Annotated in this window: 27 protein-coding genes; 18 read left to right on the forward strand and 9 right to left on the reverse strand. The window is 63.6% G+C overall.

Annotated elements, in window-relative coordinates:
• Positions 1 to 37: 37 nt before the first annotated feature.
• From HD842_RS20355 to HD842_RS20365, 3 genes are read right to left on the reverse strand one after another with little or no spacing between them, the layout of a single operon-like run.
• Positions 38 to 277 (reverse strand): addiction module protein, encoded by a 240-nt coding sequence (locus HD842_RS20355; protein ID WP_229424866.1) that lies wholly within the window; start codon positions 275 to 277, stop codon positions 38 to 40.
• A gap of 10 nt (positions 278 to 287) precedes the next feature.
• Positions 288 to 3,893 (reverse strand): ABC transporter permease/M1 family aminopeptidase, encoded by a 3,606-nt coding sequence (locus tag HD842_RS20360; protein WP_370660864.1) that lies wholly within the window; start codon positions 3,891 to 3,893, stop codon positions 288 to 290.
• Between the two features lie 2 nt (positions 3,894 to 3,895).
• Positions 3,896 to 4,789, reverse strand: coding sequence for an ABC transporter ATP-binding protein (locus HD842_RS20365; RefSeq protein WP_183556730.1), 894 nt, complete (start codon positions 4,787 to 4,789; stop codon positions 3,896 to 3,898).
• Positions 4,790 to 5,019: 230 nt separating this feature from the next.
• Here HD842_RS20365 and HD842_RS20370 point away from each other — a divergent pair, with 230 nt between their 5' ends.
• Positions 5,020 to 5,451, forward strand: coding sequence for a hypothetical protein (locus tag HD842_RS20370; RefSeq protein ID WP_183556732.1), 432 nt, complete (start codon positions 5,020 to 5,022; stop codon positions 5,449 to 5,451).
• 15 nt (positions 5,452 to 5,466) lie between these two features.
• Complete coding sequence (gene coq7, locus HD842_RS20375; protein WP_183556734.1) at positions 5,467 to 6,111, forward strand: 2-polyprenyl-3-methyl-6-methoxy-1,4-benzoquinone monooxygenase; 645 nt, start codon at positions 5,467 to 5,469, stop codon at positions 6,109 to 6,111.
• 165 nt (positions 6,112 to 6,276) lie between these two features.
• Here coq7 and HD842_RS20380 read toward each other — a convergent pair whose 3' ends face one another.
• The 4 genes from HD842_RS20380 to HD842_RS20395 are packed head-to-tail and all read right to left on the reverse strand — an operon-like array spanning position 6,277 to position 10,120.
• The gene (locus HD842_RS20380) at positions 6,277 to 6,699 is read right to left on the reverse strand and encodes an OsmC family protein (protein WP_183556736.1); all 423 of its coding nucleotides are present in this window, start codon (positions 6,697 to 6,699) and stop codon (positions 6,277 to 6,279) included.
• A 54-nt stretch (positions 6,700 to 6,753) separates the two neighbouring features.
• Positions 6,754 to 7,938, reverse strand: a complete 1,185-nt coding sequence (locus HD842_RS20385) for an ABC transporter permease (RefSeq protein WP_183556738.1) — start codon at positions 7,936 to 7,938, stop codon at positions 6,754 to 6,756.
• Positions 7,935 to 8,666 (reverse strand): ABC transporter ATP-binding protein, encoded by a 732-nt coding sequence (locus HD842_RS20390; RefSeq protein ID WP_183556740.1) that lies wholly within the window; start codon positions 8,664 to 8,666, stop codon positions 7,935 to 7,937. The genes HD842_RS20385 and HD842_RS20390 overlap by 4 nt, the downstream gene beginning before the upstream one ends.
• A 14-nt stretch (positions 8,667 to 8,680) precedes the next feature.
• Positions 8,681 to 10,120 carry an alpha/beta fold hydrolase gene (locus HD842_RS20395; RefSeq protein WP_183556742.1) on the reverse strand — a complete coding sequence of 480 codons (1,440 nt, stop codon included), beginning with the start codon at positions 10,118 to 10,120 and terminating at the stop codon, positions 8,681 to 8,683.
• Positions 10,121 to 10,384: 264 nt separating this feature from the next.
• Between HD842_RS20395 and rplM the strand changes: the two genes are divergently transcribed.
• The 4 genes from rplM (at position 10,385) to erpA (ending at position 13,062) form a co-directional block, all read left to right on the forward strand.
• Positions 10,385 to 10,813 carry a 50S ribosomal protein L13 gene (gene rplM, locus HD842_RS20400; protein ID WP_183556744.1) on the forward strand — a complete coding sequence of 143 codons (429 nt, stop codon included), beginning with the start codon at positions 10,385 to 10,387 and terminating at the stop codon, positions 10,811 to 10,813.
• A gap of 9 nt (positions 10,814 to 10,822) precedes the next feature.
• Positions 10,823 to 11,215, forward strand: coding sequence for a 30S ribosomal protein S9 (gene rpsI, locus HD842_RS20405; RefSeq protein ID WP_183556746.1), 393 nt, complete (start codon positions 10,823 to 10,825; stop codon positions 11,213 to 11,215).
• 166 nt (positions 11,216 to 11,381) lie between these two features.
• Complete coding sequence (argC, locus tag HD842_RS20410; protein ID WP_183556748.1) at positions 11,382 to 12,419, forward strand: N-acetyl-gamma-glutamyl-phosphate reductase; 1,038 nt, start codon at positions 11,382 to 11,384, stop codon at positions 12,417 to 12,419.
• A 274-nt stretch (positions 12,420 to 12,693) separates the two neighbouring features.
• Entirely contained in the window at positions 12,694 to 13,062 is a 369-nt protein-coding gene (gene erpA, locus HD842_RS20415; RefSeq protein WP_183556750.1) for an iron-sulfur cluster insertion protein ErpA, read from the forward strand.
• Positions 13,063 to 13,128: 66 nt separating this feature from the next.
• Here the strand turns inward: erpA and HD842_RS20420 are convergent, their stop codons facing one another.
• Both HD842_RS20420 and HD842_RS20425 read right to left on the reverse strand, forming a co-directional pair.
• Complete coding sequence (locus HD842_RS20420) at positions 13,129 to 14,220, reverse strand: anhydro-N-acetylmuramic acid kinase (RefSeq protein ID WP_183556752.1); 1,092 nt, start codon at positions 14,218 to 14,220, stop codon at positions 13,129 to 13,131.
• A gap of 144 nt (positions 14,221 to 14,364) precedes the next feature.
• Entirely contained in the window at positions 14,365 to 15,729 is a 1,365-nt protein-coding gene (locus HD842_RS20425) for a M23 family metallopeptidase (protein ID WP_183556754.1), read from the reverse strand.
• A 195-nt stretch (positions 15,730 to 15,924) separates the two neighbouring features.
• Between HD842_RS20425 and tyrS the strand changes: the two genes are divergently transcribed.
• The 12 genes from tyrS (at position 15,925) to ruvB (ending at position 25,459) form a co-directional block, all read left to right on the forward strand.
• Positions 15,925 to 17,139: a tyrosine--tRNA ligase gene (gene tyrS / locus HD842_RS20430; RefSeq protein WP_229424867.1), complete on the forward strand. Its 1,215-nt coding sequence runs from the start codon at positions 15,925 to 15,927 to the stop codon at positions 17,137 to 17,139.
• Positions 17,136 to 17,594: a D-aminoacyl-tRNA deacylase gene (gene dtd / locus HD842_RS20435; RefSeq protein ID WP_183556758.1), complete on the forward strand. Its 459-nt coding sequence runs from the start codon at positions 17,136 to 17,138 to the stop codon at positions 17,592 to 17,594. The genes tyrS and dtd overlap by 4 nt, the downstream gene beginning before the upstream one ends.
• A gap of 46 nt (positions 17,595 to 17,640) precedes the next feature.
• On the forward strand, positions 17,641 to 18,306 hold the full coding sequence (locus tag HD842_RS20440; protein WP_183556760.1) for a YbhB/YbcL family Raf kinase inhibitor-like protein: 666 nt from the start codon (positions 17,641 to 17,643) through the stop codon (positions 18,304 to 18,306).
• A gap of 42 nt (positions 18,307 to 18,348) precedes the next feature.
• On the forward strand, positions 18,349 to 19,023 hold the full coding sequence (locus tag HD842_RS20445) for a histidine phosphatase family protein (RefSeq protein ID WP_183556777.1): 675 nt from the start codon (positions 18,349 to 18,351) through the stop codon (positions 19,021 to 19,023).
• Between the two features lie 112 nt (positions 19,024 to 19,135).
• A complete protein-coding gene (locus HD842_RS20450) occupies positions 19,136 to 19,327 on the forward strand; it encodes a hypothetical protein (protein WP_183556779.1) in 192 nt (63 codons plus the stop codon).
• The gene (locus HD842_RS20455; RefSeq protein WP_221290775.1) at positions 19,324 to 19,785 is read left to right on the forward strand and encodes a PIN domain-containing protein; all 462 of its coding nucleotides are present in this window, start codon (positions 19,324 to 19,326) and stop codon (positions 19,783 to 19,785) included. The genes HD842_RS20450 and HD842_RS20455 overlap by 4 nt, the downstream gene beginning before the upstream one ends.
• A gap of 209 nt (positions 19,786 to 19,994) precedes the next feature.
• On the forward strand, positions 19,995 to 21,020 hold the full coding sequence (gene dusB / locus HD842_RS20460; protein ID WP_183556789.1) for a tRNA dihydrouridine synthase DusB: 1,026 nt from the start codon (positions 19,995 to 19,997) through the stop codon (positions 21,018 to 21,020).
• A 116-nt stretch (positions 21,021 to 21,136) separates the two neighbouring features.
• Positions 21,137 to 21,370 (forward strand): helix-turn-helix domain-containing protein, encoded by a 234-nt coding sequence (locus tag HD842_RS20465; protein WP_005667930.1) that lies wholly within the window; start codon positions 21,137 to 21,139, stop codon positions 21,368 to 21,370.
• Between the two features lie 91 nt (positions 21,371 to 21,461).
• Positions 21,462 to 23,048 (forward strand): bifunctional phosphoribosylaminoimidazolecarboxamide formyltransferase/IMP cyclohydrolase, encoded by a 1,587-nt coding sequence (purH, locus tag HD842_RS20470; protein ID WP_183556791.1) that lies wholly within the window; start codon positions 21,462 to 21,464, stop codon positions 23,046 to 23,048.
• 187 nt (positions 23,049 to 23,235) lie between these two features.
• Positions 23,236 to 23,775: a crossover junction endodeoxyribonuclease RuvC gene (ruvC, locus tag HD842_RS20475; RefSeq protein ID WP_183556793.1), complete on the forward strand. Its 540-nt coding sequence runs from the start codon at positions 23,236 to 23,238 to the stop codon at positions 23,773 to 23,775.
• Positions 23,776 to 23,790: 15 nt separating this feature from the next.
• The gene (ruvA, locus tag HD842_RS20480) at positions 23,791 to 24,369 is read left to right on the forward strand and encodes a Holliday junction branch migration protein RuvA (protein ID WP_183556795.1); all 579 of its coding nucleotides are present in this window, start codon (positions 23,791 to 23,793) and stop codon (positions 24,367 to 24,369) included.
• Positions 24,370 to 24,382: 13 nt separating this feature from the next.
• The gene (gene ruvB, locus HD842_RS20485; RefSeq protein ID WP_183556797.1) at positions 24,383 to 25,459 is read left to right on the forward strand and encodes a Holliday junction branch migration DNA helicase RuvB; all 1,077 of its coding nucleotides are present in this window, start codon (positions 24,383 to 24,385) and stop codon (positions 25,457 to 25,459) included.
• Positions 25,460 to 25,522 lie beyond the last annotated feature (63 nt).

Consider the following 25,522-nt stretch of genomic DNA (forward strand, 5'->3'; position numbering starts at 1 on the left):
GCCGCGGTTTTTTCTTTGTGAGACGGACTGAACGCTGTCAGTCCTGCCATTCCTTCAATGCGCGAATGGCTGCTTCGCCGTTGTGAATGGCTTGCACGCGCCGCACGACTTCATTGCGCCACGCTTCATCGGCGTCCTGATCGGGCCCGTCGATGTCCTGCAGCAGCATGTGTAGCAGTTGCTGTTTTTCTGTTGCGTTCAGCATCTGGATTTTTTCGGTAATCTCCGTGACCAGGTTTGACATGACGCTTCCTCCCCCATATTTTGATTTGATCATAGCGCGAGAACTACGGCTTGTCGACTGCACGCATATTGTCACGCGGTTTTCGATCGATCAGCTTGTTATCGGGATCGATGCCGGCGCGCGCCGGGACGCCATCGACCACCAGCGTAATCTGCTGTTCGGCCCGGCTGACGAGGCGCCGCTCGCGCACCAGGGGATTGCCGTCGCTGTCGTCCACGCCGAATTCGATGAAGTCGTGTAGCGGCATCGGCTGCTCTTCGCCCTGGTCGGTGGCGCGCATCTTGCCGGCGCTGGCATGGATCGTCACGTCGTACCTGCCATCGGCGCGCCGGTGCGCCGTGGCGCTGTCGGCCCGGTTCTCGTACAGCACGATTGATTCGAACAGGTCGTCGATCAGATAGGCCTTCGCCGGCGGCGTGACGGCGCGCAGGCCGTCGATCAGGCTTGATGCGGTCGGGTAGGGCGGGCCCTGGTAGCCGTGCTGCGCCAACAGTCCCCGCAGCACGCCATTGACGACATCCTCGCCCAGCATGTCCTGCATCAGGTACAGCGCCAGCGCGCCTTTCTGGTACTGGATGTACGGCTGCTGCTCGTTGAGCGCCAGCGGCGCTTCCTTGCGCTGCTCGTTCGCGCGGCCCCTCAGGTAGCCGTCGAGGTCATAGCGCAGGAAGCGCCGCATCTTGCCGGCGCCGTAGGCACGCTGCATGACCATCAGCGCCATGTACTCGGACACGCCTTCGCTGAGCACGGTGCTGCCGCGCGTGTTGGCGCCCACTAACTGGTGCCCCCACCACTGGTGCGCCGTTTCGTGCGCGCTGATGTAGAACGGGTAATCGAGGTCTTTCGGCGAGCCGGGATCGATGCGCGCAATGAAGCCGGCGCTTTCCGAGAACGGGATCACGCCCGGGTAGGCAACGGCCATGCTGCTGTAACGGGGGAATTCGACGATGCGCAGTTCGCGCAGCGGATAGCGCCCGAAGTTGCGCGCGCCGTAGTCGAGGCCCGCCTGGGCACCGCGCACCATGCGCTCCACGTTGGCTTCGTGGCCCGGTTGGTAATACACGTCGATCGTCACGTCCTGCCAGCGTTCGTGGCGCACTTCGTAGCGCGCCGACTGGAAGGCGTAGTTGTTCAGCATAGGGCGGTCCATCTTGTAGCGGAAGTAGCGCCGCCCGTCCTGGCTCCATTCGCGCACCAGCGTGCCTGGCGCCACCGCAATCTGGTCGTCGCTCGTGCTGACGGTGGTCTCGAAGTCGATCCAGTCGGCGTCCACGCCCAGCAGGTGGTTGGCGCGCGCCGCTGGGTCGTCGCGCGCGGCCATGCGCGCGCGCGGGGCCAGGCCATAGCGGCGGCGATCGCGCTCGTCGCGCAGTTCCACCGCCGGCTGGTAGCCGATGCGCGGCATGACGTCATCCGTGAAGAAGGTGCCGTTGGCCACGACGGGCGTTTCGCTGCCCAGGCCCAGCAGGCCGCGCGGCGCGTAGTCGACGGTAAAGTCCAGCGCCATGCGCGCGCCCGGCGCCATCGGTGCGGCCAGGCGGTAGCGATAGAATCCGCGCTCGGGGTCACTGGCTGCCAGCGTTGCCGGCTGCGTGAACGTCACATTCAGGCGTGCGCCGCGCTGCTGGTACAGCACCACGTCCGACACCGGCTTGCCGCTGCGGTTTTCAAGCTGATAACGGCCCTTGACCTGCAGCGCGCGCGCGGCCGGATGGATGGCCGTGTCGAGCCTGACGGCCGTGATGCGCGGCTGCGGCAGGAAGGCGGTACGGTGGTAGCGTTGTTCGTAGTCGGCGCGCAGCTGTTCGGTCTGGCGCGCGCTCAGGTAGCCGCCCTGCGCCATTTCCCATGCGATGAAGGCGCCGCTGCCCGCGAACACGACGGCGCCGGCGCCGATCGTGGCCAGCACCGGGAGGGTCAAGCTGCGGCGCGCCAGGTGCAGGCGCTCGCGCCAGCCGCTGTCGACGCCGCGCGGCCACAGCGCGCGCGCCGCGCCCAGCAGCATCAGCGCCGCGCCGCTCCAGTACAGCAGGTAGAAGCGTTCGCGCAGCAGGTAGTGGCCAAAGCCGTTCATCGCCGAATAGGTCAGGTCGGGCCAGACCGCGTACAACACCAGCGGATGATCCAGGCCCGCGCCATTGAAGGTGAGCGCCGCCAGCACCCAGCCGATCATGACGAAGTTGGCGAGGTATTTGTGGTTGACGATGACTTGCACGGCGATTGCCAGCACCGCGAGCAATGCAAAGTGGGGCAGCATGATCGAGAACAGCGCCTGCAGGTACAGGCCCGGTTCGAGCTGGACGTACCCCTTGAACAGCTGGATCAGCATGGCCGTGACCATGGCAACGAGCAGCAGGCAGGCTTGCAGCCCGATCAGCGCCAGCGTCTTGCTGGCCAGCGGCAGCCAGCTTGGCACCGGCAGGGCATCGAGGATCTGGCTGGTGCGCATCTCGCGCTCGCGCCAGACCAGTTCACCGGCATAGAAGATGGTCGTGATGATCACGAAGAGACCCGTCACATCGCGGATCAGTTCCAGCATCATGTAGGTGACGGGGTAGGTCGGCGTGCCATACACCGCGCCCAGGTCGAGCGCGCTGGCGATCAGTGCGAGCACGCCGGCCGTGGCGAGCGCCACGAAGTACGCGTTGCGGGTCGATTCGCGCAGCTCGCCCCAGCCCGATTTGACGAGCAGCACGGCCAGGCTGCGGGCCGCGAAATCGGGCGGCGTGCTGGTGTCGCGCGCCGCGCGCGACAAGGGCGGGGTGAGTCCGGAGGGCAGTCCGGACGGCAGTTCGGGCGCCAGCTTGCGGCGCGCGCGCGTCTGCCCTTCCGTCTCGCCGACCGCCTGGAAGCGCCAGTAGCCAAGCAGCAGCACCAGCAGCGAGAAACCCATCCAGATCACGCGGTTGACCAGGTACACGTCGGTCAATGCGATCAGGCGCATGTTGCGCTCGGCCAGCGGCCAGTATTCGGTCAGGCGAATCAGGGCCGTGGTGCCGAACGGGTCCATCAGCGCGGCCAGCGTCTTGAAATCGAGGTCGCGCGCCAGCGACGGCGCGATCGTGTACCCGAGCGCCATGATGACGCTGGCCACGTACACCGGCAGCATGCGCCGGGTGAGGGCGGCCAGCACGAAGAAGATCGCGCCGAAGATGAACAGGTTGGGCAGAAGCGTGAACAGGTACGGCGTCAGCCAGGCCGCCAGCGGCGCGGCGCCGATGCGATCGGATGAAATCCCCGGCAGGAAGGTGCCCAACCACAGACCGAGCACGATGCCGGCGAAGATCACGGCCAGCGTGGCGTACGCGCCCAGGAAGCGCCCGAACACGTAGTCGGCCTTGCGCAGTGGCGCGCTGAAGAAGAAGTGGTGCATCTCGTGCTCGAAATCCTGCTGCACCGCGCGGCCCATGACAGCGGCGGCAACAATGACCCCGAGGCTGCCGAGCATCGCGGTGGCCAGCGCGATCTGGCGCGGGCCGTCGATCGCGATGCGGGTGCCGAACGTGATCGACAGGTCGCGAAACGCGCCGCCCGACGCCGCCATCCACAGCATCCCGAGCGCCAGGAAGCCGCCAAAATACACCCAGGTCGACAGCAGCCGCAGGCGCTGCCTGGCCTCGAAGCGGGCAATGACGAGCAGCGCGCGCACGGTCAGCAATCCCCGGCGGCGGGATTATGACGGCCGGCGATGGTGGCGAAGTACACGTCGTCCAGGCTCGCGCGGGCCGGCTCGAAGCCATCGCCCGGATCGTCCTCGGCATACACGTGGATCAGCGTGCGGCCACTGAGCAGGCGGCTCGAGATCACGCTGTGGCGCGCCTGGAATGCCGGCAGTTCGGCCTTGGTGACGAAGCGCGCCCAGATGAAGTCCTCGATGCCGTAGATGAGTTCTTGCGGCTCGCCGCACAGCAGCACCTGGCCCTTGTTGATGATCGCCATATTGGCGCACAGGTCGGCCACGTCGGACACGATATGGGTCGAGAGCAGCACGGTGCGCTCTTCGCCAATGTCCGACAGCAGGTTGTGAAAGCGCACGCGCTCCTGCGGATCCAGGCCGGCCGTGGGTTCATCGACGATGATCAGGCGCGGGTCGCCCAGCAGGGCCTGGGCGATGCCGAAGCGCTGGCGCATGCCGCCCGAGAAGGTGCCCAGGCGCTGCGCGCGTACATCCCACAGATTGGTCTGCTGCAGCAGGCCGTCGACGACCTCGCGCCGGCGCGCCCGGTGCGACAGGCCCTTGAGCTGCGCGAAATGATCGAGCAGGTCGTACGCCGTGACCTTGGGGTAGACGCCGAAATCCTGCGGCAGGTAGCCGAGCATGCGGCGCACCGCGTCTTTTTCGTCCAGCACGTCGATATCGTCGAGGAACACCGAGCCGGCGTCGCATTCCTGCAGCGTGGCCAGGATCCGCATCAGTGTCGATTTGCCCGCGCCGTTCGGGCCGAGCAGCCCGAACATCCCGGCCGGGATCGTCAGCGTGACACGGTCGAGCGCGACCACGCCGTTGGCGTAGGTCTTGGACAAATTGCGGATCTTTAATTGCATGACAACTCCTGGCTGCAGTGATGTATTTACATCGCAGCTACTCTTTTTTCACACTGGCATTGTATTCAATCGTCAAGGCGAGGGCAGGCACGGTGCGATACACGGGCCAAAGCGGGCCCCAGGCTGCATTATCCGGTGACAGGGTGCACACTGGGTTTCTTTCTATAAATTTGTTGTCCCGCGCAACGGGTGCGCGGCCCGCGCCCGCCCAAATTATGGATAATGGCAACATGGACGCCGCCACCCAAGACAAACTGCTGGTCCTGATGCGCGAAGGGCGCAGCCGGGCCGAATCGACCGACTGGTTCCGCGTCGGCCTGGGCCTGGTGTACCTGGCCGGCCTGATGACGAAGGACGAGATCGACTTCAAGACGGTCGACCGCGAATTCAACCGCTTCATCTATCACACGCTGGGCAAGGGCCACACGATCACCAGCGTGCTGCAGTTCATGAGCGGCGAAAAGGTCATGCCTACCGTGGACTCAAGCCGTTTCCTGGACGCGTTTTCCCGCCACTGTCCCGGCGTGCCGATCGTGTCGGTGCCATACCTGCTCGAACTGAACCTGGGCGTGGCCAAGAACATCTCGGGCATCGAACCCGAAGGCCCGCTGGTCGAGTGGATCGCGAGAACTAAGGCATATAATGAAGGCCTCAGCGACTAGATTACCGAGCCAGCCATGACCGCGAATCGTTTCATCAGCCCCCTGGACCACCTGATTGTCGGCGTCGACAAGGCCTTGCGCGTCGTCGGCGGCGTGACCGCCATGTCGCGCCCGAACCCGGCCACGCACGCCATGGACAGCGAGCTGTCCGATACCGATCGCCGTCACAGCGCGGGCCTGATGCGCGTGAACCATGTCGGCGAAGTGTGCGCCCAGGCCCTGTACGATGCGCAGGCCAGTTTCGCCCACACGCCGCAACTGCGCGCGCAGTTCGAAGAAGCCGGGCAAGAAGAAGAAGACCACCTGGCCTGGTGCGCGCAGCGCCTGGACGAACTGGGTTCGCAGCCGAGCGTGCTCAATCCGCTGTGGTATGCGGGTGCCTATGTGATGGGCGCCGTGGCGGCCCGGATCGGCGATCCGGTCAGCCTGGGCTTCGTGGTGGAGACCGAACGCCAGGTCGAGGCGCACCTGAACAGCCACCTCGAACTGCTGCCGCAGCAGGATGCCAAATCGCGCGCGATCGTCGACCAGATGCGCATCGATGAAATCGCGCACGCCGACGCGGCCCAGGCGATGGGCGCAGCCCCGTTGCCGATGCCGGTCAAGATGGTGATGCGGGCGATGGCCAAGGTGATGACGACGGCGGCGTATCGGATTTAACCGGGAAGGGCCTTGCACCCTTGCCCTTGAACGTCATTCCCGCGCAGGCGGGAATCCAAGTGGACCAGCATGCTACCTGCTTCAACGTCAGTGGCAGTGCATTGAACTTGGGTTCCCGCCTTAGCGGGAACGACGTGCCAGCGCTAACGAATCAAGACGGACGGCCTAGCCTTCGACGATCTCGATCGAATGCGTGATCTCGGCGGTCTTGGCCAGCATGGCCGACGCCGAGCAGTACTTGTCATGCGATAGCTGCACCGCGCGTTCGACGGCCGCCGGCTTCAGGTTGCGGCCCGTGACCACGAAGTGGAAGTTGATCTTCGTGAAGACCTTGGGATCCACTTCGGCGCGCTCGGCCTGCAGCGTCACATCGCACCCGCGCACGTCTTCGCGGCCGCGCTTGAGAATCAGCACCACGTCATATGCGGCGCAGCCGCCGGTGCCGATCAACACCATCTCCATCGGGCGCGGCGCCAGATTGTGGCCGCCGCCTTCCGGCGCACCATCCATCGCCACCATGTGGCCGCTGCCCGTCTGGGCCCGGAAGCTCATGCCCGACGGGCCGTTCCAGCTGACTTTTACATCCATGTTCTGCTCCGCTGTGCTGTGTTCTTGAAAAGGGGCTTCGATTGTACGGCGGGATTACACACCCAGCACGTATTTCTCGCTCTTCATGCGCCAGCTCGCGAACGCCACCACCAGCAGCGCCGGAATCAGCGCGCACAGGAAGGTCATCACGAACGGCAGCGGGCCGATGTCGCCCGTCTTGGCCAGTTCCTTGACCAGGGTCTGGTTCGACAGCATCGGCACCAGGTACATCCAGGTCGCGGTCTTGAGTTCCATGAACGACACCACGACGCCCGGAATCACGGGCATGATGGTCACGAAGCTGACCGTGGTCTGGGCTTCCTTGAAGGTCTTGGCGTTCATCGCGAGGCCAATGTACAGGGCGCTCGAGAGCATCGACAGCGGCACCGTGACCAGGCACACGAGCATCAGCTCACCCCAGCCCAGGCTCCACGACATGCCGATTTCCTCGAGCGGCAGCCAGCGCAGGATGGCGTGCGCGACGCACAGGACCAGTGTCACGCCCACCACCGAGGGCACACTCGCGGCCAGCCATTTGCCGACCACCAGTTCCCAGCTGCGGGCCGGTTGCGCCATCAGCACTTCGAGCGAGCGCCGTTCGCGTTCGCCCGCCGTGCTGTCGACGGCCGCCGACAGGTTCAGCACGAACGCGGGCAGGAACAGGATGCCGATGATGCCCCCGATGACCATCGCCGAGCGCGAGGCATTGGTGCCGGTGTCATGGCGCTGCAGTTCGATGGGCGAGAGCGTGGCGGGCGAGACGCCATGGGCGAGCAGGCGCGCGCTGGCGATATTGCTGCTGTAGGCCTGCAGGATCTCTTCGACGTCGCGCCGCTGCGGGCCGCTTTCGGTGGACGAATCGAACCACAGCTCCAGGCGCGCCGGGCGCATGGCCTGGTAGTTGGCGACGTAGTCGTCCGTCACGCGCAGCACGGCAACGGTCTTTTTGGCGCGCAGCAGGTTGCCAATGGCATCCTCATTCATCGGCGCGGCCTCGGTGACGGTCACGCTGCGCTCACGCAGCTGGGCCATCAGGGTCGGCGCTTTGGCGCCGCCGATGACGAGCATCTCGATGCCTTCACGTTCGGTACGCGTGTTCCGCTCGATCATCTGGTTCAGCACCAGGCCGATGATGGCAGGGTAGATCAGTGACGCCGCCAGCAGGAACATCAGCGTGCGGCGCTCGCGCAGGATCTCCCGCAGCTCTTTCAGAAACACGATCCGGATCTTGGACTTCATGCGATACCTTCTTCGGTGCCGACCAGGCTGACAAACGCGTCTTCCAGGTTGGCGATGCCGGTACGCCGGCACAATTCGTCGGGCGAGCCCTGGGCCACGGTATGGCCATTGGCGATGACGATGACGTCGTCGCACAGGTGCGTCACTTCCTGCATCACATGGGTGGCCATGATCACGCAGCTGCCGTCTTCGCGCAGCGCATGGAGCGCCGTGCGCAGTGCGCGCGTGCTCATCACGTCGAGGCCACGGCTCGGTTCATCGAGCAGCAGGTGGCGCGGGCGGTGCAGCAGCGTGCGCGCCAGCGCGACCTTGATGCGCTGGCCCTGCGAGAAGCCCTTGGCCCGGCGATCCAGGATGTCTTCCATGCCCAGCAGCTCGGCCACTTCGCCGATCCGCGTGCGCAGTGCCGGGGCCTGCATGTCATTGAGTTCGCCGAAATAATGCAGGTATTCGCGGGTGGTCAGGCGTTCGTACAGCCCGAACTGGTCGGTGAGAAAACCGATATTGCGGCGCACCGCCATCGGGTCCTGTTCGGGGTCGACGCCGCCGACCAGGATGCTGCCGTGGTCGCGTTTGAGCAGGCCGACGAGCGTGCGCAGCAGGGTGGTCTTGCCGGCGCCGTTGGGGCCGAGCAGCGCGGTGATCTGGCCATCGCGCGCGGTAAAGGAAACGCCGCCCAGCGCCTGGACGGCACCGAAGGCCTTGCGTACATCGTGAACTTCGATCATGGCGTGTCCGAATCTTAGGGTTGCGGCCCGGCGCTGCCGAGCTGGAAGGTGGGCGCCGGGATCTCGGCCATGCAGGCCGCGTCGAGCTTGTCCTGCGGATGGTCGAGAAAAGCGCGCAGCAGGCGCGGCGCGCAGCCCAGTTGCGAGACGCCGTGGCCGGCATTGGCCACCACGATCTGCTGGGCGTGCGCCATCGACCGGGCGGCGCTCGCAGCGCGGTGCGGCGGCGTGACCGGATCGAGCGCGCCCGAGAGCAGCAGGGCCGGTGCGTCGATGCGGGTCGGTTCTGCATACGGCACGGCCGGCACCTTGATGTCGTCCCTGCACAGCTTTGGCATCATCTCGGCCAGCGGCCGCGCCAGCACGGCGGCATCAAGCTTCATCAGCTCGGGCGTGAAACGGGGCACGTCTTCGGCGCACACCACGGCGAAGTGCAGCAGCATCGACATGCTTGCGTCGTTGCCGAAATCACCGGCGAGGTTCTGGCGCGCGATGAACGGCTGCCAGCGCCCGCGGCTCGCGTTATGGATCAGGAACGGCAGGCGCCGCGCATCGGCTGGCGCATACAGGATGTTGTGCACGGTGCCCAGGAAGCGGTCGGACGACATCGTGAAACTGGTCTGCTCGGCCGTGCGTGGATTGGGCAGCGACAGGCGCAGGTCGCCCGCTTCGAGCCGGGTGACCAGGCCATCGAATTCGGCGCGCAGGTTCGGGTAGGCCTTGTGGCAGGCGGCGTCTTTGGCGCAGGCGGCAAACACGCCGTCGAGCGCGGTCTGCGAGTCGCGGCCGCCGGCCGGGATCACCTGGTCGGGGGCGGCCACGCCGTCGAGCACGAGCGCGCGCACGCTGGACGGATAGGCGCGGGCATAGGTTTGCGCCAGGCGCGTGCCGTACGAGCCGCCCCACAGATTGACCTGGCCGTAGCCCAGCGCAAGGCGCACGCGTTCGAGGTCGCGCGCAGCGGCCAGCGTCGTGTAGGCGCTCAGTGGCGACGTGTTGGCCGCGATGCAGGCGCGCAGTTCGGCCATCAGCTCGGCGTCGCCCATGGTTTCGTGTTCGGGCTTGCTGACGCAGCCGAGTTTGCCCGAGCGGCCGGTGCCGCGCTGGTCGATGAAGACGATGTCGCGCGTGGCGCGCACGCGGTCGAACGCCGCCTTGAGCAGTACCAGCACATCGCTGCCCGCCTGGCCGGGGCCGCCGGCCAGCACGAACAGCGGATCGGTGCGGCTGCCCTGGCGGAACGCTGGCGCCACGGTCACGTGCAGCGCCAGCGTTGGGCCCTGCGGCTTCGCATGGTCGAGCGGCACCGTCACGCTGACGCAGCGCAGCGCCTCCACCACGCCGGGCAGGTGGCAGCTGCGGTCCGTCATGGCCGGTGCAGCGGCGCTGGCGCTGCCCGCAGCCAGCAGCAGCGGCAGCGCCAGCAGGGCGGGCAAAATCTTGAATATCGTCACGACATCTCCTCAGGTTGCAACGATGATAAGTTCGCGTTGTTTCTATGGTCAACCCATTGTTTCAACTATGCATCAAGGGATGCGGACCGGGTCAGGATTGTGGCAGGGATGGCTCTTGAAAATCACCAGATGGCGATTGACGGCAGTGCCCGTGCAGGTTATGATCGTCGGCTTTCCGTTTGCTCAGGAAAAGATAACAAGGCCGAGTCCGCTGAAGTACAGGGCGGAACCACCATTTGAGCAATTTTTTATTTTGGAATAAACATGAAAACTTTTTCCGCTAAGGGCCATGAAGTCCAGCGCGACTGGTTTGTCATTGACGCGACGGACCTGGTCCTCGGACGTGTTGCCAGCGAAGTGGCACTCCGACTGCGCGGCAAGCACAAGCCGGAATTCACCCCGCACGTCGACACCGGTGACTTCATCGTTGTGATCAATGCAGGCAAACTGCGTGTGACCGGTACCAAGGCCACCGAAAAAACGTACTACCGTCACTCGGGCTACCCGGGCGGTATCTACGAAACGAACTTCCTGAAAATGCAACAGCGTTTCCCAGGTCGCGCACTCGAGAAAGCGGTCAAGGGCATGCTGCCTAAAGGCCCACTCGGCTACGCAATGATCAAGAAGCTGAAAGTGTACGCGGAAGGTTCGCACCCACACGCTGCTCAGCAACCACAAGCACTGACCCTCTAAGGAACTGACATGATCGGTAACTACAACTACGGCACCGGCCGTCGCAAGAGTGCAGTCGCTCGCGTGTTCATCAAAACTGGCACCGGCCTGATCATCGTGAACGGCAAGCCTGCTTCGGAATACTTCTCGCGCGAAACCGGCCTGATGGTCATTCGCCAGCCGCTGGAACTGACCGGCAACGTCGAGCGTTTTGACATCAAAGTCAACGTGCACGGCGGCGGCGAGTCGGGCCAGGCTGGCGCCGTCCGTCACGGCATCACCCGCGCTCTGATCGACTACGACGCAGCACTGAAGCCAGATCTGGCCCGTGCTGGCTTCGTCACCCGCGATGCGCGTGAAGTCGAGCGTAAAAAAGTTGGTCTGCGCAAAGCACGTCGCGCAAAGCAATTCTCGAAGCGTTAATTCGTTTCTGCAGGCGCCTTCGGGCGCTGTGCCGAAAAAGCTGTCCGCCGCAAGGTTGGGCGGCTTTTTTGCTTTTCAGAGCGGTACGCCCCGCATTTCCCAGGCTGTTAAAATGCACCCTTCGTCCTGAAAGCAGGGCCTTTCTACCATTCTCAAGGAATAGAACATGATCAAAGTTGGCATCGTTGGCGGCACCGGATACACGGGCGTGGAATTGCTGCGGCTGTTGGCCGTGCATCCGGATGTGCAACTGACGGCAATCACGTCGCGCAAGGAAGACGGCCTGCCGGTGGCCGACATGTTCCCGTCGCTGCGCGGCCGCGTCGACCTGGCGTTCTCGAGCCCTGATAAAGCCGATCTGAAAAGCTGCGATGTCGTGTTCTTCGCCACCCCGCACGGTGTGGCGATGGCGCAGGCGCCCGAGCTGCTGGCAGCCGGCGTGAAAGTGATCGACCTGGCGGCCGACTTCCGCCTGAAGGATCAGGCGACGTTCGAAAAATGGTACAAGATCGACCACACGGCGCCCGAGCTGCTCGAAGAAGCCGTGTATGGCCTGGCGGAGCTGAACCGCGACGCGATCAAGGGTGCGCGCCTGATCGCCAACCCGGGCTGCTACCCGACCACGATGCAGCTTGGCTACTACCCGCTGCTCAAGGCCGGCATCATCGACGCGGGCAACCTGATCGCCGACTGCAAGTCGGGCGTCTCCGGCGCCGGTCGCAAGGCCGAGATCGCTACGTTGTTCTCCGAGTCGAGCGACAACTTCAAGGCCTACGGTGTCAGTGGTCACCGCCACACGCCGGAAACGACGGCCCAGCTGGCACGCTTCACCGACCAGAAGGTCGGCCTGATCTTCACGCCGCACCTGGTGCCGATGATCCGCGGCATGCACGCGACGCTGTACGCGCGCCTGACGAAAGAGATCGACGATGCCGCGTTGCAGGCCCTGTTCGAAGATGAATATAAGGACAGCGAGTTCGTCGACGTGATGCCGTTCGGCTCGCACCCTGAGACGCGCTCGACCCGCGGCTCGAACGTGCTGCGCCTGGCGCTGCATCGCCCGGATGGCGGTGACACGGTTGTGATCCTGGTGGTGCAGGACAATCTGGTCAAGGGCGCATCGGGCCAGGCTGTGCAGTGCATGAACCTGATGTTCGGGTTGGATGAAGCGACTGGCCTCAAGCAGATCGCGCTGTTGCCGTAACAAAGTAGTTCCTTGCATTGCGGCTGAATGGCCGCATATTTGAGGCTACCGCACAGGGTAGGGTGGGCGGCTATGCCGCCCACGCGGTGATCGTGATCGGCTTCGTTTTGTTTCTGCGTGATCTTGCTGTCAACGATCCCCGCGTGGACGGCGCAGCCGACTCGGCGTCCCCGTCCACCCTATGTCTCATCCTGCCGACTTTCCCTGATGGTCGGCAGCATGAGTTCCCCCAACCGTCTATAATGGGCGGAGTTTGATTATCCAGGAGCATTCCATGACCGCAGTCGCCGAAGTAGTAGATTTCGACACGATTCCCGTACCAATCAACTTCACCGACAGCGCGGCACAGAAAGTGGCCCAACTGATCGAAGAAGAAGGCAACCCCGACCTCAAGCTGCGCGTCTTCGTGCAGGGCGGCGGCTGCTCGGGCTTCCAGTATGGCTTCACCTTCGACGAGATCATCAACGACGATGATACGACGATGGAAAAAGCAGGCGTCCAGCTGTTGATCGACTCGATGAGCTACCAGTATCTGGTCGGCGCCGAGATCGATTACAAGGATGACCTCGAAGGCGCGCAGTTCGTGATCAAGAACCCGAACGCCACCTCGACCTGCGGTTGCGGTTCGTCGTTCTCGGCGTAAGCAGAGCAGCGTGACCCGGCAAGTGCCGGGGAAAAAAAAGCCCGCGTCAAGCGGGCTTTTTTGCGTTCACGCCGGGTACAGCGCACCGAGGACGCGCAGGCCGCGTGCGCCCGTGACAGCAGGCAGATTACCCGGTTCGCGCTGCGTGAAGCGCCAGCCCAGCCAGGCGAACGCCAGCGCCTCGACCCGGTTGGGCGCCACGTTTAGTTCGGCCGTTGACGCTACCATCACGCCATCGAGCTCGACGCTGATGGCACGCAGCAGCGCGCCGTTATAGGCGCCGCCACCGCATATATATACTGCATCCGGCGCGATGCCCTCATCGCGGATGGCGCGTGCGATCGTCACGGCCGTCAGGCGCGTGAGCGTGGCCTGGACATCGGCCGGGGCAACATCGTGGAAAGCGGCCAGTCTGGCATCGAGCCAGGCGGCATGGAACAGGTCGCGCCCCGTGCTCTTGGGTGCTGGCAGCGCAAAGTATGGCTCATCGAGCAACGCTGCCAGCAATGGCCGGTGCACGGTCCCGCTCGCTGCCCAGGCGCCATCCTCGTCATAGGCGCGGCCCTGGTGACGCGCAATCCACAGATCCATCAAGACATTGCCCGGACCGGTATCGAAGCCCGTCACGCGCCCGTCGCCATGCAGCACGCTGATATTGCCGATGCCGCCGATATTCACGACCACGCGCGCGGTGCCCGGCGCGCCGAACGCAGCCGCATGAAATGCCGGCACCAGTGGCGCACCCTGGCCACCGGCAGCGACGTCGCGGCTGCGAAAGTCGGCGATCACGTCCAGGCCGGTCAGTTCAGCCAGCAGCGCCGGATTGTTGGTCTGGCGCGTGAAGCCCAGTTCGGGACGATGGCGGATCGTTTGGCCATGCACGGCCACGGCAGCGACCTTGCCGGGGCTGGATGGCAACAGTGCGCGCACGCAATCGGCGTAGGCCAGCGCCAGCGCATTGGCGGCCAGCGCCTCGCGCTCGAGCTCGTTGTGGCTGGCCGCCTGCAGCGCCATCAGCTCATCGCGCAAGTCGGCAGGGAAGGGCGTGAACGCGGCTGCAATCGTGCGGATCGCGCCTTGCGAAAAGTCGGCCAGCACGCCATCGACGCCGTCGAGGCTGGTGCCAGACATCAGGCCAATGAACAGATTGGTTGTCATATGCGTAGGGTGGACGGCTGCGCCGTCCACGCGGTGATGGTTGGCTGAAAATCTGTCGCACAGCTGCTCGACAGAGGCCACAAAGCAAAACGCCCTCCGGCATCGAGATGCAGCGGAGGGCGTCGGGACAGGGGTGAAGCTGTCTTAGCGGGCGGCCATGGCCGAACCGCTTGGACCCAGCAGCGAGAAGCGATGATTCATCTCGGCTGCAGCCATGCGGAAACGTGCCAGCTCAGCCTGGTTCAGCGGTTGCTGTGCCAGCGACTTGTACTGGTTTGGATCCTTGGCCACGCCTGCAACACGGAATTCGTAGTGCAGGTGCGCGCCGGTCGACCAGCCGGTCGAGCCGACGTAGCCGATGACCTGGCCCTGGTTGATCTTGGCGCCCTTGCGCATACCTGGCGCGATACGGCTCATGTGCGCATAGGCGGTGCTGTACGCCGACCAGTGCTTGAGCACGACCATATTGCCGTAGCCATTGCCGTTGCCGGCGAAGTCGACGGTAGCATCAGCCACGGCGCGGATCGGGGTGCCGGTCGATGCTGCGTAATCGACGCCCTTGTGCGCTTTCCATTTGCCCAACAGCGGGTGCACGCGCATCGAGAAGCCCGACGAAATACGCGAATACTCGAGTGGGGACTTCAGGAAGGCTTTCTTGAGTGCTTTGCCGTCCAGGGTGTAATAGCCGCCCTGTTTGGTGATCGGGTCTTCGTACCAGACCGACTGGTACGCCACGCCACGGTTGACGAACTCGCCAGCCAGGATGCGGCCGGTCTTGACTTGTTCGCCGTCGAGCCAGAAGGTCTCGTAGACCACATTGAAGCGGTCGCCGCGCTTGACGTCGTTGCGGAAGTCGATATCGGTCGAGAACATCTCGATGATCTGGCCGACGATCGAATCGGGCAGGCTGCCGCCGTCGACGTTGGAGTCGGTGGCTGCATACAGCGACGATGCGATGTCGCGCGAGCGCATCTCGACGCGACGCTCGAGCTTTGCCGGCGCTTCGAGGGCGACAAAAGCTTCGCCCTTGCGCTCGACACTGATCGTGCGTGCGTCGCCATTCTTGCCATCGATGACGGTAGCGCGCATCGACAGCAGCAGGCCATTTTCATCGGTCTCGGCCTGAATGCGCTTGCCGGTCTGGAGCGACAGCAGGCGACGTGCCAGCTTGTCGGAACGAACGAATTTCTGTGCCTGTGCATCTTCGATGCCAAGGCGGGTGAAGAGCGAGCCGAGCGAATCGCCGCGGCGGATGCGTTCTTCGTGGATGAATTGCTGCTCGTCTTGCTGGAGCGCGGCGATCTGGGATGCCAGATTTGGCAGTTCCAGGTTCGTCGCGACCAAGGTCACGGGCAGGTCGGAAGGATCGCTGGCGATCGGGGCGACACCTACTGCGCCAAAGGCGCACATACTGAGGAAGACGGCGCCGGCGCTCAAAACGCGGGCTTTGCGGGTCTTCGGCACCAGCTGCAGCAGTGTCTGACGGGTAATTTTCTGTATAGGGTTCATGCAATCAGTTAAAATTTGCGGCTGAACTTTCAAGGGCCATGTTCATGACGTTTAACAAAGTTTTCTTTGGGAAACGAAAACAGGATCGTGAATTATACCAAAAGATGTGGTCCTACAACCGTTTTAGCCAATTTCCTACACGAATTTATGACCTCAACAGCAGTTCCTGGCGGCAATTCCATGGTAAATGCGCCTATGCGCCTTCCTCTGACTGACCGCGTTCTCGAGTCCCTCGCCATAGCGAAAAGGGGTGTCGACGAGTTGCTGGTCGAGGCCGATTTTGCGCAAAAACTGGCGCGGTCGGAGCAAACCGGCACACCGCTGCGCATCAAACTGGGTCTGGACCCGACGGCGCCAGACCTGCATCTGGGTCACACCGTGGTGCTGAACAAGTTGCGTCAATTGCAAGATCTGGGTCACCAGGTGATCTTCTTGATCGGTGACTTCACGTCGATGATTGGCGACCCGTCGGGGCGCAACGCCACCCGGCCGCCGCTGACGCGCGAGCAGGTCGAAGAAAACGCGATGACGTACTTCCGTCAGGCATCGCTGGTGCTGGACGCCGGCCGCACTGAGATGCGCTACAACTCGGAGTGGTGCGATCCGCTCGGCGCGCGTGGCATGATTCAGCTGGCGTCACGCTATACCGTAGCGCGCATGATGGAGCGCGACGATTTCACCAAGCGCTACAAGAGTGGGACACCGATCGCCGTGCATGAGTTCCTGTATCCGCTGATGCAGGGCTACGATTCGGTCGCATTGAAGTCCGACCTTGAGCTGGGTGGAACGGACCAGAAATTCAACTTGCTGGTTGGCCGCGAACTGCAGAAGGACTACGGCCAGGAGCCGCAGTGCATCCTGACCATGCCACTGCTCGAAGGCCTGGACGGCGTCGAGAAGATGTCCAAGTCGAAAAACAACTACATCGGCATCACCGAAGCACCGAACACCATGTTCGGCAAGCTGATGAGCATTTCGGACGACATGATGTGGAAGTACTTCAATTTGCTGTCGTTCCGCTCGCTGGACGACATCGCCCAATTGAAGGCAACGATCGACGGCGGCGCCAACCCGCGCGACGCCAAGGTGGCGCTGGGCAAGGAGATCGTGACGCGCTTCCACTCGGCCCAGGCAGCCGACGATGCGCTGGCTGACTTCGTCAACCGTTCCACGGGTGGCATTCCCGACGACGTGCCGGAAGTGGCGCTCTCGGGCGCCCCGATGGGCGTGGCGCAATTGCTCAAGCAAGCTGGCCTGTGCGCATCGACGTCCGAAGCCATGCGCATGGTCGACCAGGGCGGCGTGCGCATCGACGGCGCCGTCGTGGCCGATAAAGGGTTGCAGGTGGCTGCCGGCACGCTCGTCGTGCAAGTGGGCAAGCGCAAGTTCGCGCGCGTGACGCTGGCATGATTGGCCTGCTGCAACGCGTGAGCGAAGCGGCAGTGCGCGTCGACGGCGCGACCGTCGGCGCCATCGGTCCGGGCCTCTTGGTATTGCTGTGCGCCGAAAAGGGTGACACCGAGCGCGAAGCCGACCTGTTGCTGACCAAAATGCTCGGTTACCGCGTCTTTTCGGACGAGGCCGGCAAGATGAACCGCAGCCTGGCCGACGTCAATGGCGGCCTGCTCCTGGTGCCGCAATTTACGCTCGCGGCCGACACCAAATCTGGCACGCGGCCATCGTTCACGCCGGCAGCAGCGCCGGAAGACGGCCGGCGCCTGTTCGACCACGTGGTGCGCCAGGCCCGCACGCGTCACGCCCAGGTGGAAACCGGCGTGTTCGGCGCCGACATGAAGGTGTCGCTCATCAACGACGGGCCGGTGACATTCTGGCTGCGCGTTGATCCGGTCGTAGCAACGCGCTGAAACCCCGGCTGGCTCCAGGTGTCAAACCCAGTAGCCGGGAGGAATCATGCGCATTTGGAGCAATTCGTTTACCAACGGGGCCGCCATGCCCGCCGCCTGCGCGTTTGCCGTGGGCGACTCTGCCGCCCACGTCAGGCTGTCGAGCAACCGCAACCCGCATATCGCCTGGGCCGACGTACCGAACGGCACCGAATCGCTGGTGCTGGTCTGCCACGACCCCGACGTCCCGCGCGATGGCCGCCGCGTCAATGTCGACGGCTGCACGGTGCCGCTGACGGCGCCACGCATCCACTTCTTCCACTGGACGCTGGCCGATATCCCCGTATGCCTCACGGCGCTGGCCGAGGGCAGGTTCTCCAACCGCGTCACGCCGCACGGCAAACCGGGTCCGCTGGTGCCGTTCACCATCAAGAACGGCACCGAGCACCAATTGCGCCATGGCCTCAATGACTATACCGACTGGTTTGCCGGCGCCCCCGGCATGGCCGGCGAATTCTATGGCTATGACGGCCCGTGCCCGCCCTGGAACGACGAGCGCGTGCACCACTATGTCTTTACCCTGTATGCGCTCGATATGCCGCGTCTCCCGCTCACGGGCCGCTTCACAGGGCTGGAAGCCCGCATGGCCATCTACGGGCACATCCTCGATGAGGCGTGCATCTTCGGCACCTATGCACTCAATCCCCACGCCGTCGCCGATCTGCCAAAATAGCGCTTCCATCCGATTGCCCCGAGGTTCGGGCACAAGAACCTCATGACCCTGACCACGGCGCCCCAGGGCGCGACCACGATCCTGCTCATCCGCCACGGCGAAACCGCCTGGAATGCCGAACGCCGGCTGCAGGGCCATCTCGATATCCCGCTCAATGCCGAAGGCGAGCGCCAGGCGGCGCTGCTTGGCGCGGCACTGGCCGGCGAAGCCATCGACCACGTGCTGTCCAGCGACCTGGGCCGTGCCCGGCAAACCGCCGAAGCGATCCTGTGCGTGCGCGGCGCAACGACGGCGTTGCAGGTCGATCCCCAATTGCGAGAACGCTGCTACGGCGGCTTCGAAGGCTTGCTCTATAGTGAGATCGCGGCCCGCTATCCGGCGGACTTTGCCGCCTGGCAGGCGCGCAATGTCGACGCAACGCTGCCACCGGGCAAAAACCAGGGTGAATCGTTCCGCGCCTTTTTCGACCGCGTCACGACAGCAATCGTGGCCCACGCCGCCCGCCATTCGGGGCAGACGCTCGCGCTGGTGGCGCACGGTGGCGTGCTCGAGTGCGCCTACCGGGCCGCGCTGGGCCTGGCCCTGGACACCCCGCGCGACTTCAAGGTGCACAACGCCAGCATCAACCGTTTTGCGGTCGAGCAGGGCAAGCTGCGCCTGCTTAGCTGGGGCGAAGTCGAGCATCTGCGGCAAGTGGCCCTGGACGATTTGCCGTAATGTCATTCGTCGAGCCGCCCTGTCTGCATCGGTTGGGACCCAGGCCGACGACACCTCGCTGCAATTGCGCTACACTCACCCTACGATCGAATTGCGTAGCGGGAGGTGCAAGATGAGCGAGGCGATGTATCGCAGCAAGCGCAAGGAGCCGGCTGTGCCAGAGCCGCCGTTGACGCCTGTGGAAGCTGCCCGGCAACGCCGTCTGGCTGCGCTGAAGATGGCGGCAGGGCTGTGGAAAGACCGCACTGACACAGTGAAAGATGGTGTTCAAGCGCAAGAGCAACTAAGAAACGAATGGCGTTGATTTTATTCGACACCAATATCTTCATCGACATGCTCAACGGCGTTCACGAAGCCGCAACCGAGCTTGGGAGGTACGATTTTCCGGCCATCAGCACAATTACATACATGGAATTGCGCGTTGGCCAAATTGCTCGCCCCCATGAGGTACCGATCCTCGACGCATTGCTCGCAGAATTCACAGTACTACCGCTGGATCCGCAAATTACCGAGCTTGCCATCGACATCCGCGGCAATAGCCTCATCAGCGGTCCCAAAGTAAAACTTCCGGATGCAATCATTGGCGGCACCGCCGCTGCCTATGGCATGCCGATCGTCACACGAAATCCAACGGATTTTTCGTGGTCGGGTATCGTCGTTCACATTCCATACGACTATGACTCGGCAACTGGCCAAGTCACCAACGTGCGCCCGGCATTCACCGATTTCAAACCTCGTCCCACGCTCACGCGCATCCGCTGACGCGTTTTGTATCCACGATCCGCCTCTGCATTGCCTATGAGCGATGACGCTGCAACGTCAATCACTGAGCGCGGTGCGACCCAGGCGAAAGCTAATTAGCACAACTTGCCAATATCGCACACACAACAATTTGAAAAATTGTGCTGATAAATTGAGCAGCGCTTGAGGTAAAATAGCAGGTTCCCGTGTCACTTTTGAGTCTGCCAGCTGTGCAAATAGGTCCTTATCTCCTGCGTAATAACGTCTTTGTCGCGCCGATGGCTGGTGTGACGGACCGTCCGTTCCGGCAACTGTGCAAGCAGCTCGGCGCGGGCTATGCGGTGTCCGAGATGGCTGCGTCCAATCCGCGCCTGTGGGCCAGCGAAAAGACGTCGCGCCGGATCGACCACGCGGGCGAGATGGAGCCCAAGGCGGTGCAGATCGCCGGTGCCGATCCGAAAGACCTCGCCGATTGTGCGAAGTTCAACGTCGAGCGTGGCGCGCAGATCATCGATATCAATATGGGGTGCCCGGTCAAGAAGGTGTGCAACAGCTGGTGCGGGTCGGCCCTGTTGCAGCACGAAGACCTGGTCGAGCGCATCCTGCACGCGGTGGTCGAGGCCGTCGATGTGCCGGTCACGCTGAAATTCCGCACCGGCTGGGATCGTCAAAACAGGAACGCGCTGCGCATTGCGCGTCTGGCCGAGCAGGCCGGCATCCAGATGCTGACCCTGCACGGCCGCACCCGGGCCGATGGCTACAAGGGCGACGCCGAGTACGACACCATCCGCGCGGTGAAGGCGTCGGTCGGCATCCCGGTGGTGGCCAACGGCGACATCACCACGCCCGAGAAGGCAAAGTTCGTGCTCGACTACACGGGGGCGGACGCCGTCATGATCGGCCGGGCGGCCCAGGGCCGGCCATGGATCTGCCGTGAAATTGATCACTTCCTGCGCACGGGCGAGCACATGCCGGCGCCGCTGGTGGAAGAGGTGCGCGAACTGATGCACGAGCACTTGCCGGCGCACTACGCTTTTTATGGCGAGTTCATCGGCGTACGCACCGCGCGCAAGCACATCGGTTGGTATGTCCAGGACTTGCCAGATGGCGAGGAATTCCGTCAGCGCATGAATCTGCTGGAATCGACCGCCGAGCAACTTGCGGCGATGGATGACTTCCTGAAATCCCAGCACCGCCATGGCGAGCGGTTACAATACCGCCCCGCGCTTCCCGCCGTGGACGCGATCGCGGCATAGAAGACCAGCACGACAAGCGACAAGAAGAACAATTGGGGACGCGCTGCCCGCAGATGCAGCAAGCCAGTGCAGCAAGCTGGGCAGCAATCACACAACCAGGATGAAGCAGCAAAGACATGAGCAAAGAAAGTATCCAGGAAGTCGTCCAGAAGAGTCTTGAAGACTATTTCAACGATCTCGGCGAGCAAAAACCGACCAACATCTACGACATGATGGTGTTGACCGTCGAAAAGCCCGTCCTTGAAGTGGTCATGTCGCGCGCCGACGGCAACCAGTCGCATGCCGCGCAGATGCTGGGCATCAATCGCAATACATTGCGCAAGAAACTGCAAGAGCACGGGCTGCTCTAAGCGTTGCCGGTTGGCTGCGCTTCCTGCGCGGCCCCGGAGACCCAACGGTCTCCACGTCCGGCGCCAGGAATTCTCAACCATAGGCCTCACCATGATCAAACAAGCTCTCATTTCCGTATCCGACAAGACCGGCGTGCTCGATTTCGCACGCGCGCTGAACCAGCTGGGCGTGAACATCCTGTCCACTGGCGGCACCGCCAAGCTGCTGCAAGAAAATGGCGTGCCCGTCACGGAAGTGGCCGATTACACCGGTTTCCCGGAAATGCTCGATGGCCGCGTCAAGACGCTGCACCCGAAAGTGCACGGCGGCATCCTGGCCCGTCGCGATTTCCCCGAGCACATCGCGAAACTGGAAGAGCACAATATTCCGCAGATCGACATGGTCGTGGTCAATCTGTACCCGTTCCAGCAAACCGTCGCCAAAGAGCAATGCTCGCTGGAAGATGCAATTGAAAACATCGACATCGGTGGCCCGACCATGCTGCGTTCGGCTGCCAAGAACCACCGCGACGTGGTCGTGGTCGTCGATCCGGCCGACTATGGCGTCGTGCTGGCGGAAATGAAGGGCTCGGGCGGCGACGCCGGTCCGGTCAGCTACGAGACCAAGTTCCGCCTGGCCAAGAAAGTGTTCGCACACACCGCCCAGTACGACGGCGCGATCACCAATTACCTGACCAGCCTGGGCGAAGACCGCGCACACGCGACCCGCTCGAACTTCCCGGCCACGCTGAACATGGGCTTCGAGAAAGTCCAGGAAATGCGCTACGGCGAGAACCCGCACCAGGGCGCCGCCTTCTACCGCGACCTCGTCACGATCGACGGCGCGCTGGCCAACTACCGCCAGCTGCAAGGTAAAGAGCTGTCGTACAACAATATCGCCGATGCCGATGCGGCCTGGGAATGCGTCAAGTCGCTCGGCGGCCTGGGCCAGGCGGCCGGTTGCGTGATCGTCAAGCACGCCAATCCGTGCGGCGTCGCCATCGGCGTCGATGCACTGGACGCGTATTCACGCGCGCTGCAGACCGATCCGACCTCGGCCTTTGGCGGCATCATCGCCTTCAACGTCGAAGTCGATGGCAAGGCGGCCGAAGCGCTGGCCAAGCTGTTCGTCGAGGTGCTGATTGCGCCGAGCTTTACCGCCGAAGCACGCCAGATCATGTCGGCCAAGCAGAACGTGCGTCTGCTGGAAATCGCTCTGGGTGCCGGTCAGAATGCCTACGACGTCAAGCGCGTTGGCGGCGGCCTGCTGGTGCAATCGCCGGACGCGAAGAACGTCGGCATGGAAGACCTGCGCGTCGTTTCCAAGCTGCAGCCATCGCCGCAGCAGCTGCAAGACCTGATGTTCGCATGGCGCGTGGCCAAGTTCGTCAAGTCGAACGCGATCGTGTTCTGCGGTAACGGCATGACGCTGGGCGTCGGCGCCGGCCAGATGAGCCGCATCGACTCGGCGCGCATCGCCTCGATCAAGGCCCAGAACGCTGGCCTGAGCTTGACCGGCTCGGCCGTGGCGTCGGATGCATTCTTCCCGTTCCGCGATGGCCTGGACGTCGTCGTCGATGCCGGCGCGACCTGCGTGATCCACCCGGGTGGCTCGATGCGCGACCAGGAAGTCATCGATGCCGCCGACGAGCGCGGCGTCGTCATGCTGTACACGGGCACGCGTCACTTCCGTCATTAATTGCAGTAATCTAAACGCGTGGACGGCATAGCCGTCCACCCTACGATGAAGTGTAGGGTGGGCGGCTTCGCCGCTCACGCGTTCAAATCACGTATGATTTGTGGATGGTTTCCCCAAACCGTCATGCACCTGTGTTTTTGCACAGTATTTTTCCCACGAACACCCCCAGCCGGGGTAACATTCCAGCATGATTATTCTCGGCATCGACCCGGGCCTGCGCACGACGGGGTTCGGCGTCATTGAAAAACACGGCACGAAGCTGCGCTACATCGCTTCGGGCACCATCAAGACCGGGCTGGAAGGCGCCTTGCCGCCACGCCTGAAAGTCATCCTGCACGGCGTCAGCGAGATCATCGCGACCTACCAGCCGGCCTGTTCCGCCATCGAAAAAGTGTTCGTCAACGTCAATCCGCAATCGACCTTGCTGCTGGGCCAGGCGCGCGGCGCGGCCATCACGGCGCTCGTGGGCGCCGATCTCGATGTGGCCGAATACACGGCGGTGCAGGTCAAACAAGCAGTTGTCGGCACGGGCCGCGCGGCCAAGCCGCAAGTGCAGGATATGGTTGCGCGCCTGCTCAAGCTGCCGGGCCTGCCGGGCAGCGACGCCGCCGATGCGCTTGGCGTGGCCATTTGCCATGCCCACACGATCGACACGCTGGCCCTCTTGGGCGCGATTGCGCCCGACATGATCGGGCTGCGCATGAAAAACAGCCGTCTCGTCTCATAACAAGGAATTTATTCGATGATCGGTCGTCTCTCCGGAACCCTGCTCGAAAAAGCGCCGCCGCATGTGCTGGTGGATTGCAATGGCGTCGGCTATGAAGTCGATGTGCCGATGAGCACGTTCTACAACCTGCCGCACACGGGCGAAAAAGTCGTCCTGTTTACGCACCTGACCGTGCGCGAAGATGCGCACCTGCTGTTCGGCTTTGGCAGCGCCGCCGAACGCGCGCTGTTCCGGCAGCTGATCAAGATTACCGGTGTCGGCGCGCGCATGGCGCTGTCGATCCTGTCGGGCATGACCGTGGCCGAGCTGTCGCAAGCCGTCACGCTGCAAGAGACAGGCCGCCTGGTCAAGGTGCCCGGCATCGGCAAGAAGACCGCCGAGCGTCTGCTGCTGGAACTCAAGGGCAAACTTGGCGCCGATATCGGCATGGTGGCCGGCGTGCCGCGCGACGACACGCAGACCGACGTGCTCAACGCGCTCGCCGCGCTGGGTTACTCCGACAAGGAAGCGCTGCTCGCGATCAAGAACATGCCAGCCGGCGCCGGCGTCTCGGATGGCATCAAATTTGCGCTCAAGGCGCTCTCCAAAGCCTGACCGGAAGTAAGCAATGAGTATCCAGACCGACAATTTTACCGAACAGCGCGTGATCGACGCCGCGCCGGCCTCGCCCAACGAAGAGGCGATCGAACGCGCGCTGCGGCCCAAGCAGCTCGACGAATACGTCGGCCAGGAGAAAATCCGCGACCAGCTCGAGATCTTCATCACGGCTGCGCGCAACCGGCGCGAAGCGCTCGACCACACGCTGCTGTTTGGCCCACCGGGCCTGGGCAAGACGACGCTCGCGCACATCATCGCGCGCGAGATGGGCGTGAACCTGCGCCAGACCTCGGGCCCCGTGCTCGAGCGCCCGGGCGACCTGGCGGCATTGCTGACCAATCTCGAGCCGAACGACGTGCTGTTCATCGACGAGATCCACCGCCTGTCGCCGGTGGTCGAAGAGATCCTGTACCCGGCGCTCGAGGACTACCAGATCGACATCATGATCGGCGAAGGCCCCGCTGCGCGCTCCGTGAAACTCGACCTGCAGCCGTTCACGCTGGTGGGCGCGACCACGCGCGCCGGCATGCTGACCAATCCGCTGCGCGACCGTTTCGGCATCGTGGCGCGCCTGGAGTTCTACAACGTCCCCGAGCTGACCAAGATCGTGCTGCGCAGCGCCGCGCTGCTGGTGGCGCCGATCGACGAAGAAGGCGCGCGCGAAGTGGCCAAGCGCGCCCGCGGCACGCCGCGTATTGCCAACCGCTTGCTGCGCCGCGTGCGCGACTTCGCGCAGGTGAAAGGCACCGGCGAGATCACGCGCGACATCGCCGACCGCGCATTGAAAATGCTCGACGTCGACAGCGTGGGCTTCGACGTGATGGACCGCAAGCTGCTCGAAGCAGTGCTGTTCAAGTTTGCCGGCGGCCCGGTCGGCATCGGCAACCTGGCCGCCGCCATCGGCGAAGCGGCCGACACGATCGAAGACGTGCTCGAACCCTTCCTGATCCAGCAAGGCTATCTGCAGCGCACCCCGCGCGGACGCATCGCCACGCCGCTGGCGTACCAGCACTTTGGGGTGACCGCGCCGCGTATCAGCCCAACGGGCGACTTGTGGGACAGTCTGCCGCCAGGGCAGGGCGCTTGACCGCTTGATGTGCTTGTCCGAAAACCATCGGTTTTCGGCCGCACACGACGATTATTTACCCTG

It is taken from the genome of Massilia aurea, assembly GCF_014200505.1.
GTDB classification, from domain to species: Bacteria; Pseudomonadota; Gammaproteobacteria; order Burkholderiales; family Burkholderiaceae_D; genus Telluria; species Telluria aurea_B.

What these genes read in the sequence shown, in the direction of transcription:
- HD842_RS20355 (WP_229424866.1), bottom strand. Translation starts at nt 277, where the DNA reads ATGATCAAATCAAAATATGGGGGAGGAAGCGTCATGTCAAACCTGGTC.
- HD842_RS20365 (WP_183556730.1), bottom strand. Translation starts at nt 4,789, where the DNA reads ATGCAATTAAAGATCCGCAATTTGTCCAAGACCTACGCCAACGGCGTG.
- HD842_RS20370 (WP_183556732.1), top strand. Translation starts at nt 5,020, where the DNA reads ATGGACGCCGCCACCCAAGACAAACTGCTGGTCCTGATGCGCGAAGGG.
- coq7 (WP_183556734.1), top strand. Translation starts at nt 5,467, where the DNA reads ATGACCGCGAATCGTTTCATCAGCCCCCTGGACCACCTGATTGTCGGC.
- HD842_RS20380 (WP_183556736.1), bottom strand. Translation starts at nt 6,699, where the DNA reads ATGGATGTAAAAGTCAGCTGGAACGGCCCGTCGGGCATGAGCTTCCGG.
- HD842_RS20385 (WP_183556738.1), bottom strand. Translation starts at nt 7,938, where the DNA reads ATGAAGTCCAAGATCCGGATCGTGTTTCTGAAAGAGCTGCGGGAGATC.
- HD842_RS20390 (WP_183556740.1), bottom strand. Translation starts at nt 8,666, where the DNA reads ATGATCGAAGTTCACGATGTACGCAAGGCCTTCGGTGCCGTCCAGGCG.
- rplM (WP_183556744.1), top strand. Translation starts at nt 10,385, where the DNA reads ATGAAAACTTTTTCCGCTAAGGGCCATGAAGTCCAGCGCGACTGGTTT.
- rpsI (WP_183556746.1), top strand. Translation starts at nt 10,823, where the DNA reads ATGATCGGTAACTACAACTACGGCACCGGCCGTCGCAAGAGTGCAGTC.
- argC (WP_183556748.1), top strand. Translation starts at nt 11,382, where the DNA reads ATGATCAAAGTTGGCATCGTTGGCGGCACCGGATACACGGGCGTGGAA.
- erpA (WP_183556750.1), top strand. Translation starts at nt 12,694, where the DNA reads ATGACCGCAGTCGCCGAAGTAGTAGATTTCGACACGATTCCCGTACCA.
- HD842_RS20420 (WP_183556752.1), bottom strand. Translation starts at nt 14,220, where the DNA reads ATGACAACCAATCTGTTCATTGGCCTGATGTCTGGCACCAGCCTCGAC.
- HD842_RS20425 (WP_183556754.1), bottom strand. Translation starts at nt 15,729, where the DNA reads ATGAACCCTATACAGAAAATTACCCGTCAGACACTGCTGCAGCTGGTG.
- tyrS (WP_229424867.1), top strand. Translation starts at nt 15,925, where the DNA reads ATGCGCCTTCCTCTGACTGACCGCGTTCTCGAGTCCCTCGCCATAGCG.
- dtd (WP_183556758.1), top strand. Translation starts at nt 17,136, where the DNA reads ATGATTGGCCTGCTGCAACGCGTGAGCGAAGCGGCAGTGCGCGTCGAC.
- HD842_RS20440 (WP_183556760.1), top strand. Translation starts at nt 17,641, where the DNA reads ATGCGCATTTGGAGCAATTCGTTTACCAACGGGGCCGCCATGCCCGCC.
- HD842_RS20445 (WP_183556777.1), top strand. Translation starts at nt 18,349, where the DNA reads ATGACCCTGACCACGGCGCCCCAGGGCGCGACCACGATCCTGCTCATC.
- HD842_RS20450 (WP_183556779.1), top strand. Translation starts at nt 19,136, where the DNA reads ATGAGCGAGGCGATGTATCGCAGCAAGCGCAAGGAGCCGGCTGTGCCA.
- HD842_RS20465 (WP_005667930.1), top strand. Translation starts at nt 21,137, where the DNA reads ATGAGCAAAGAAAGTATCCAGGAAGTCGTCCAGAAGAGTCTTGAAGAC.
- purH (WP_183556791.1), top strand. Translation starts at nt 21,462, where the DNA reads ATGATCAAACAAGCTCTCATTTCCGTATCCGACAAGACCGGCGTGCTC.
- ruvC (WP_183556793.1), top strand. Translation starts at nt 23,236, where the DNA reads ATGATTATTCTCGGCATCGACCCGGGCCTGCGCACGACGGGGTTCGGC.
- ruvA (WP_183556795.1), top strand. Translation starts at nt 23,791, where the DNA reads ATGATCGGTCGTCTCTCCGGAACCCTGCTCGAAAAAGCGCCGCCGCAT.
- ruvB (WP_183556797.1), top strand. Translation starts at nt 24,383, where the DNA reads ATGAGTATCCAGACCGACAATTTTACCGAACAGCGCGTGATCGACGCC.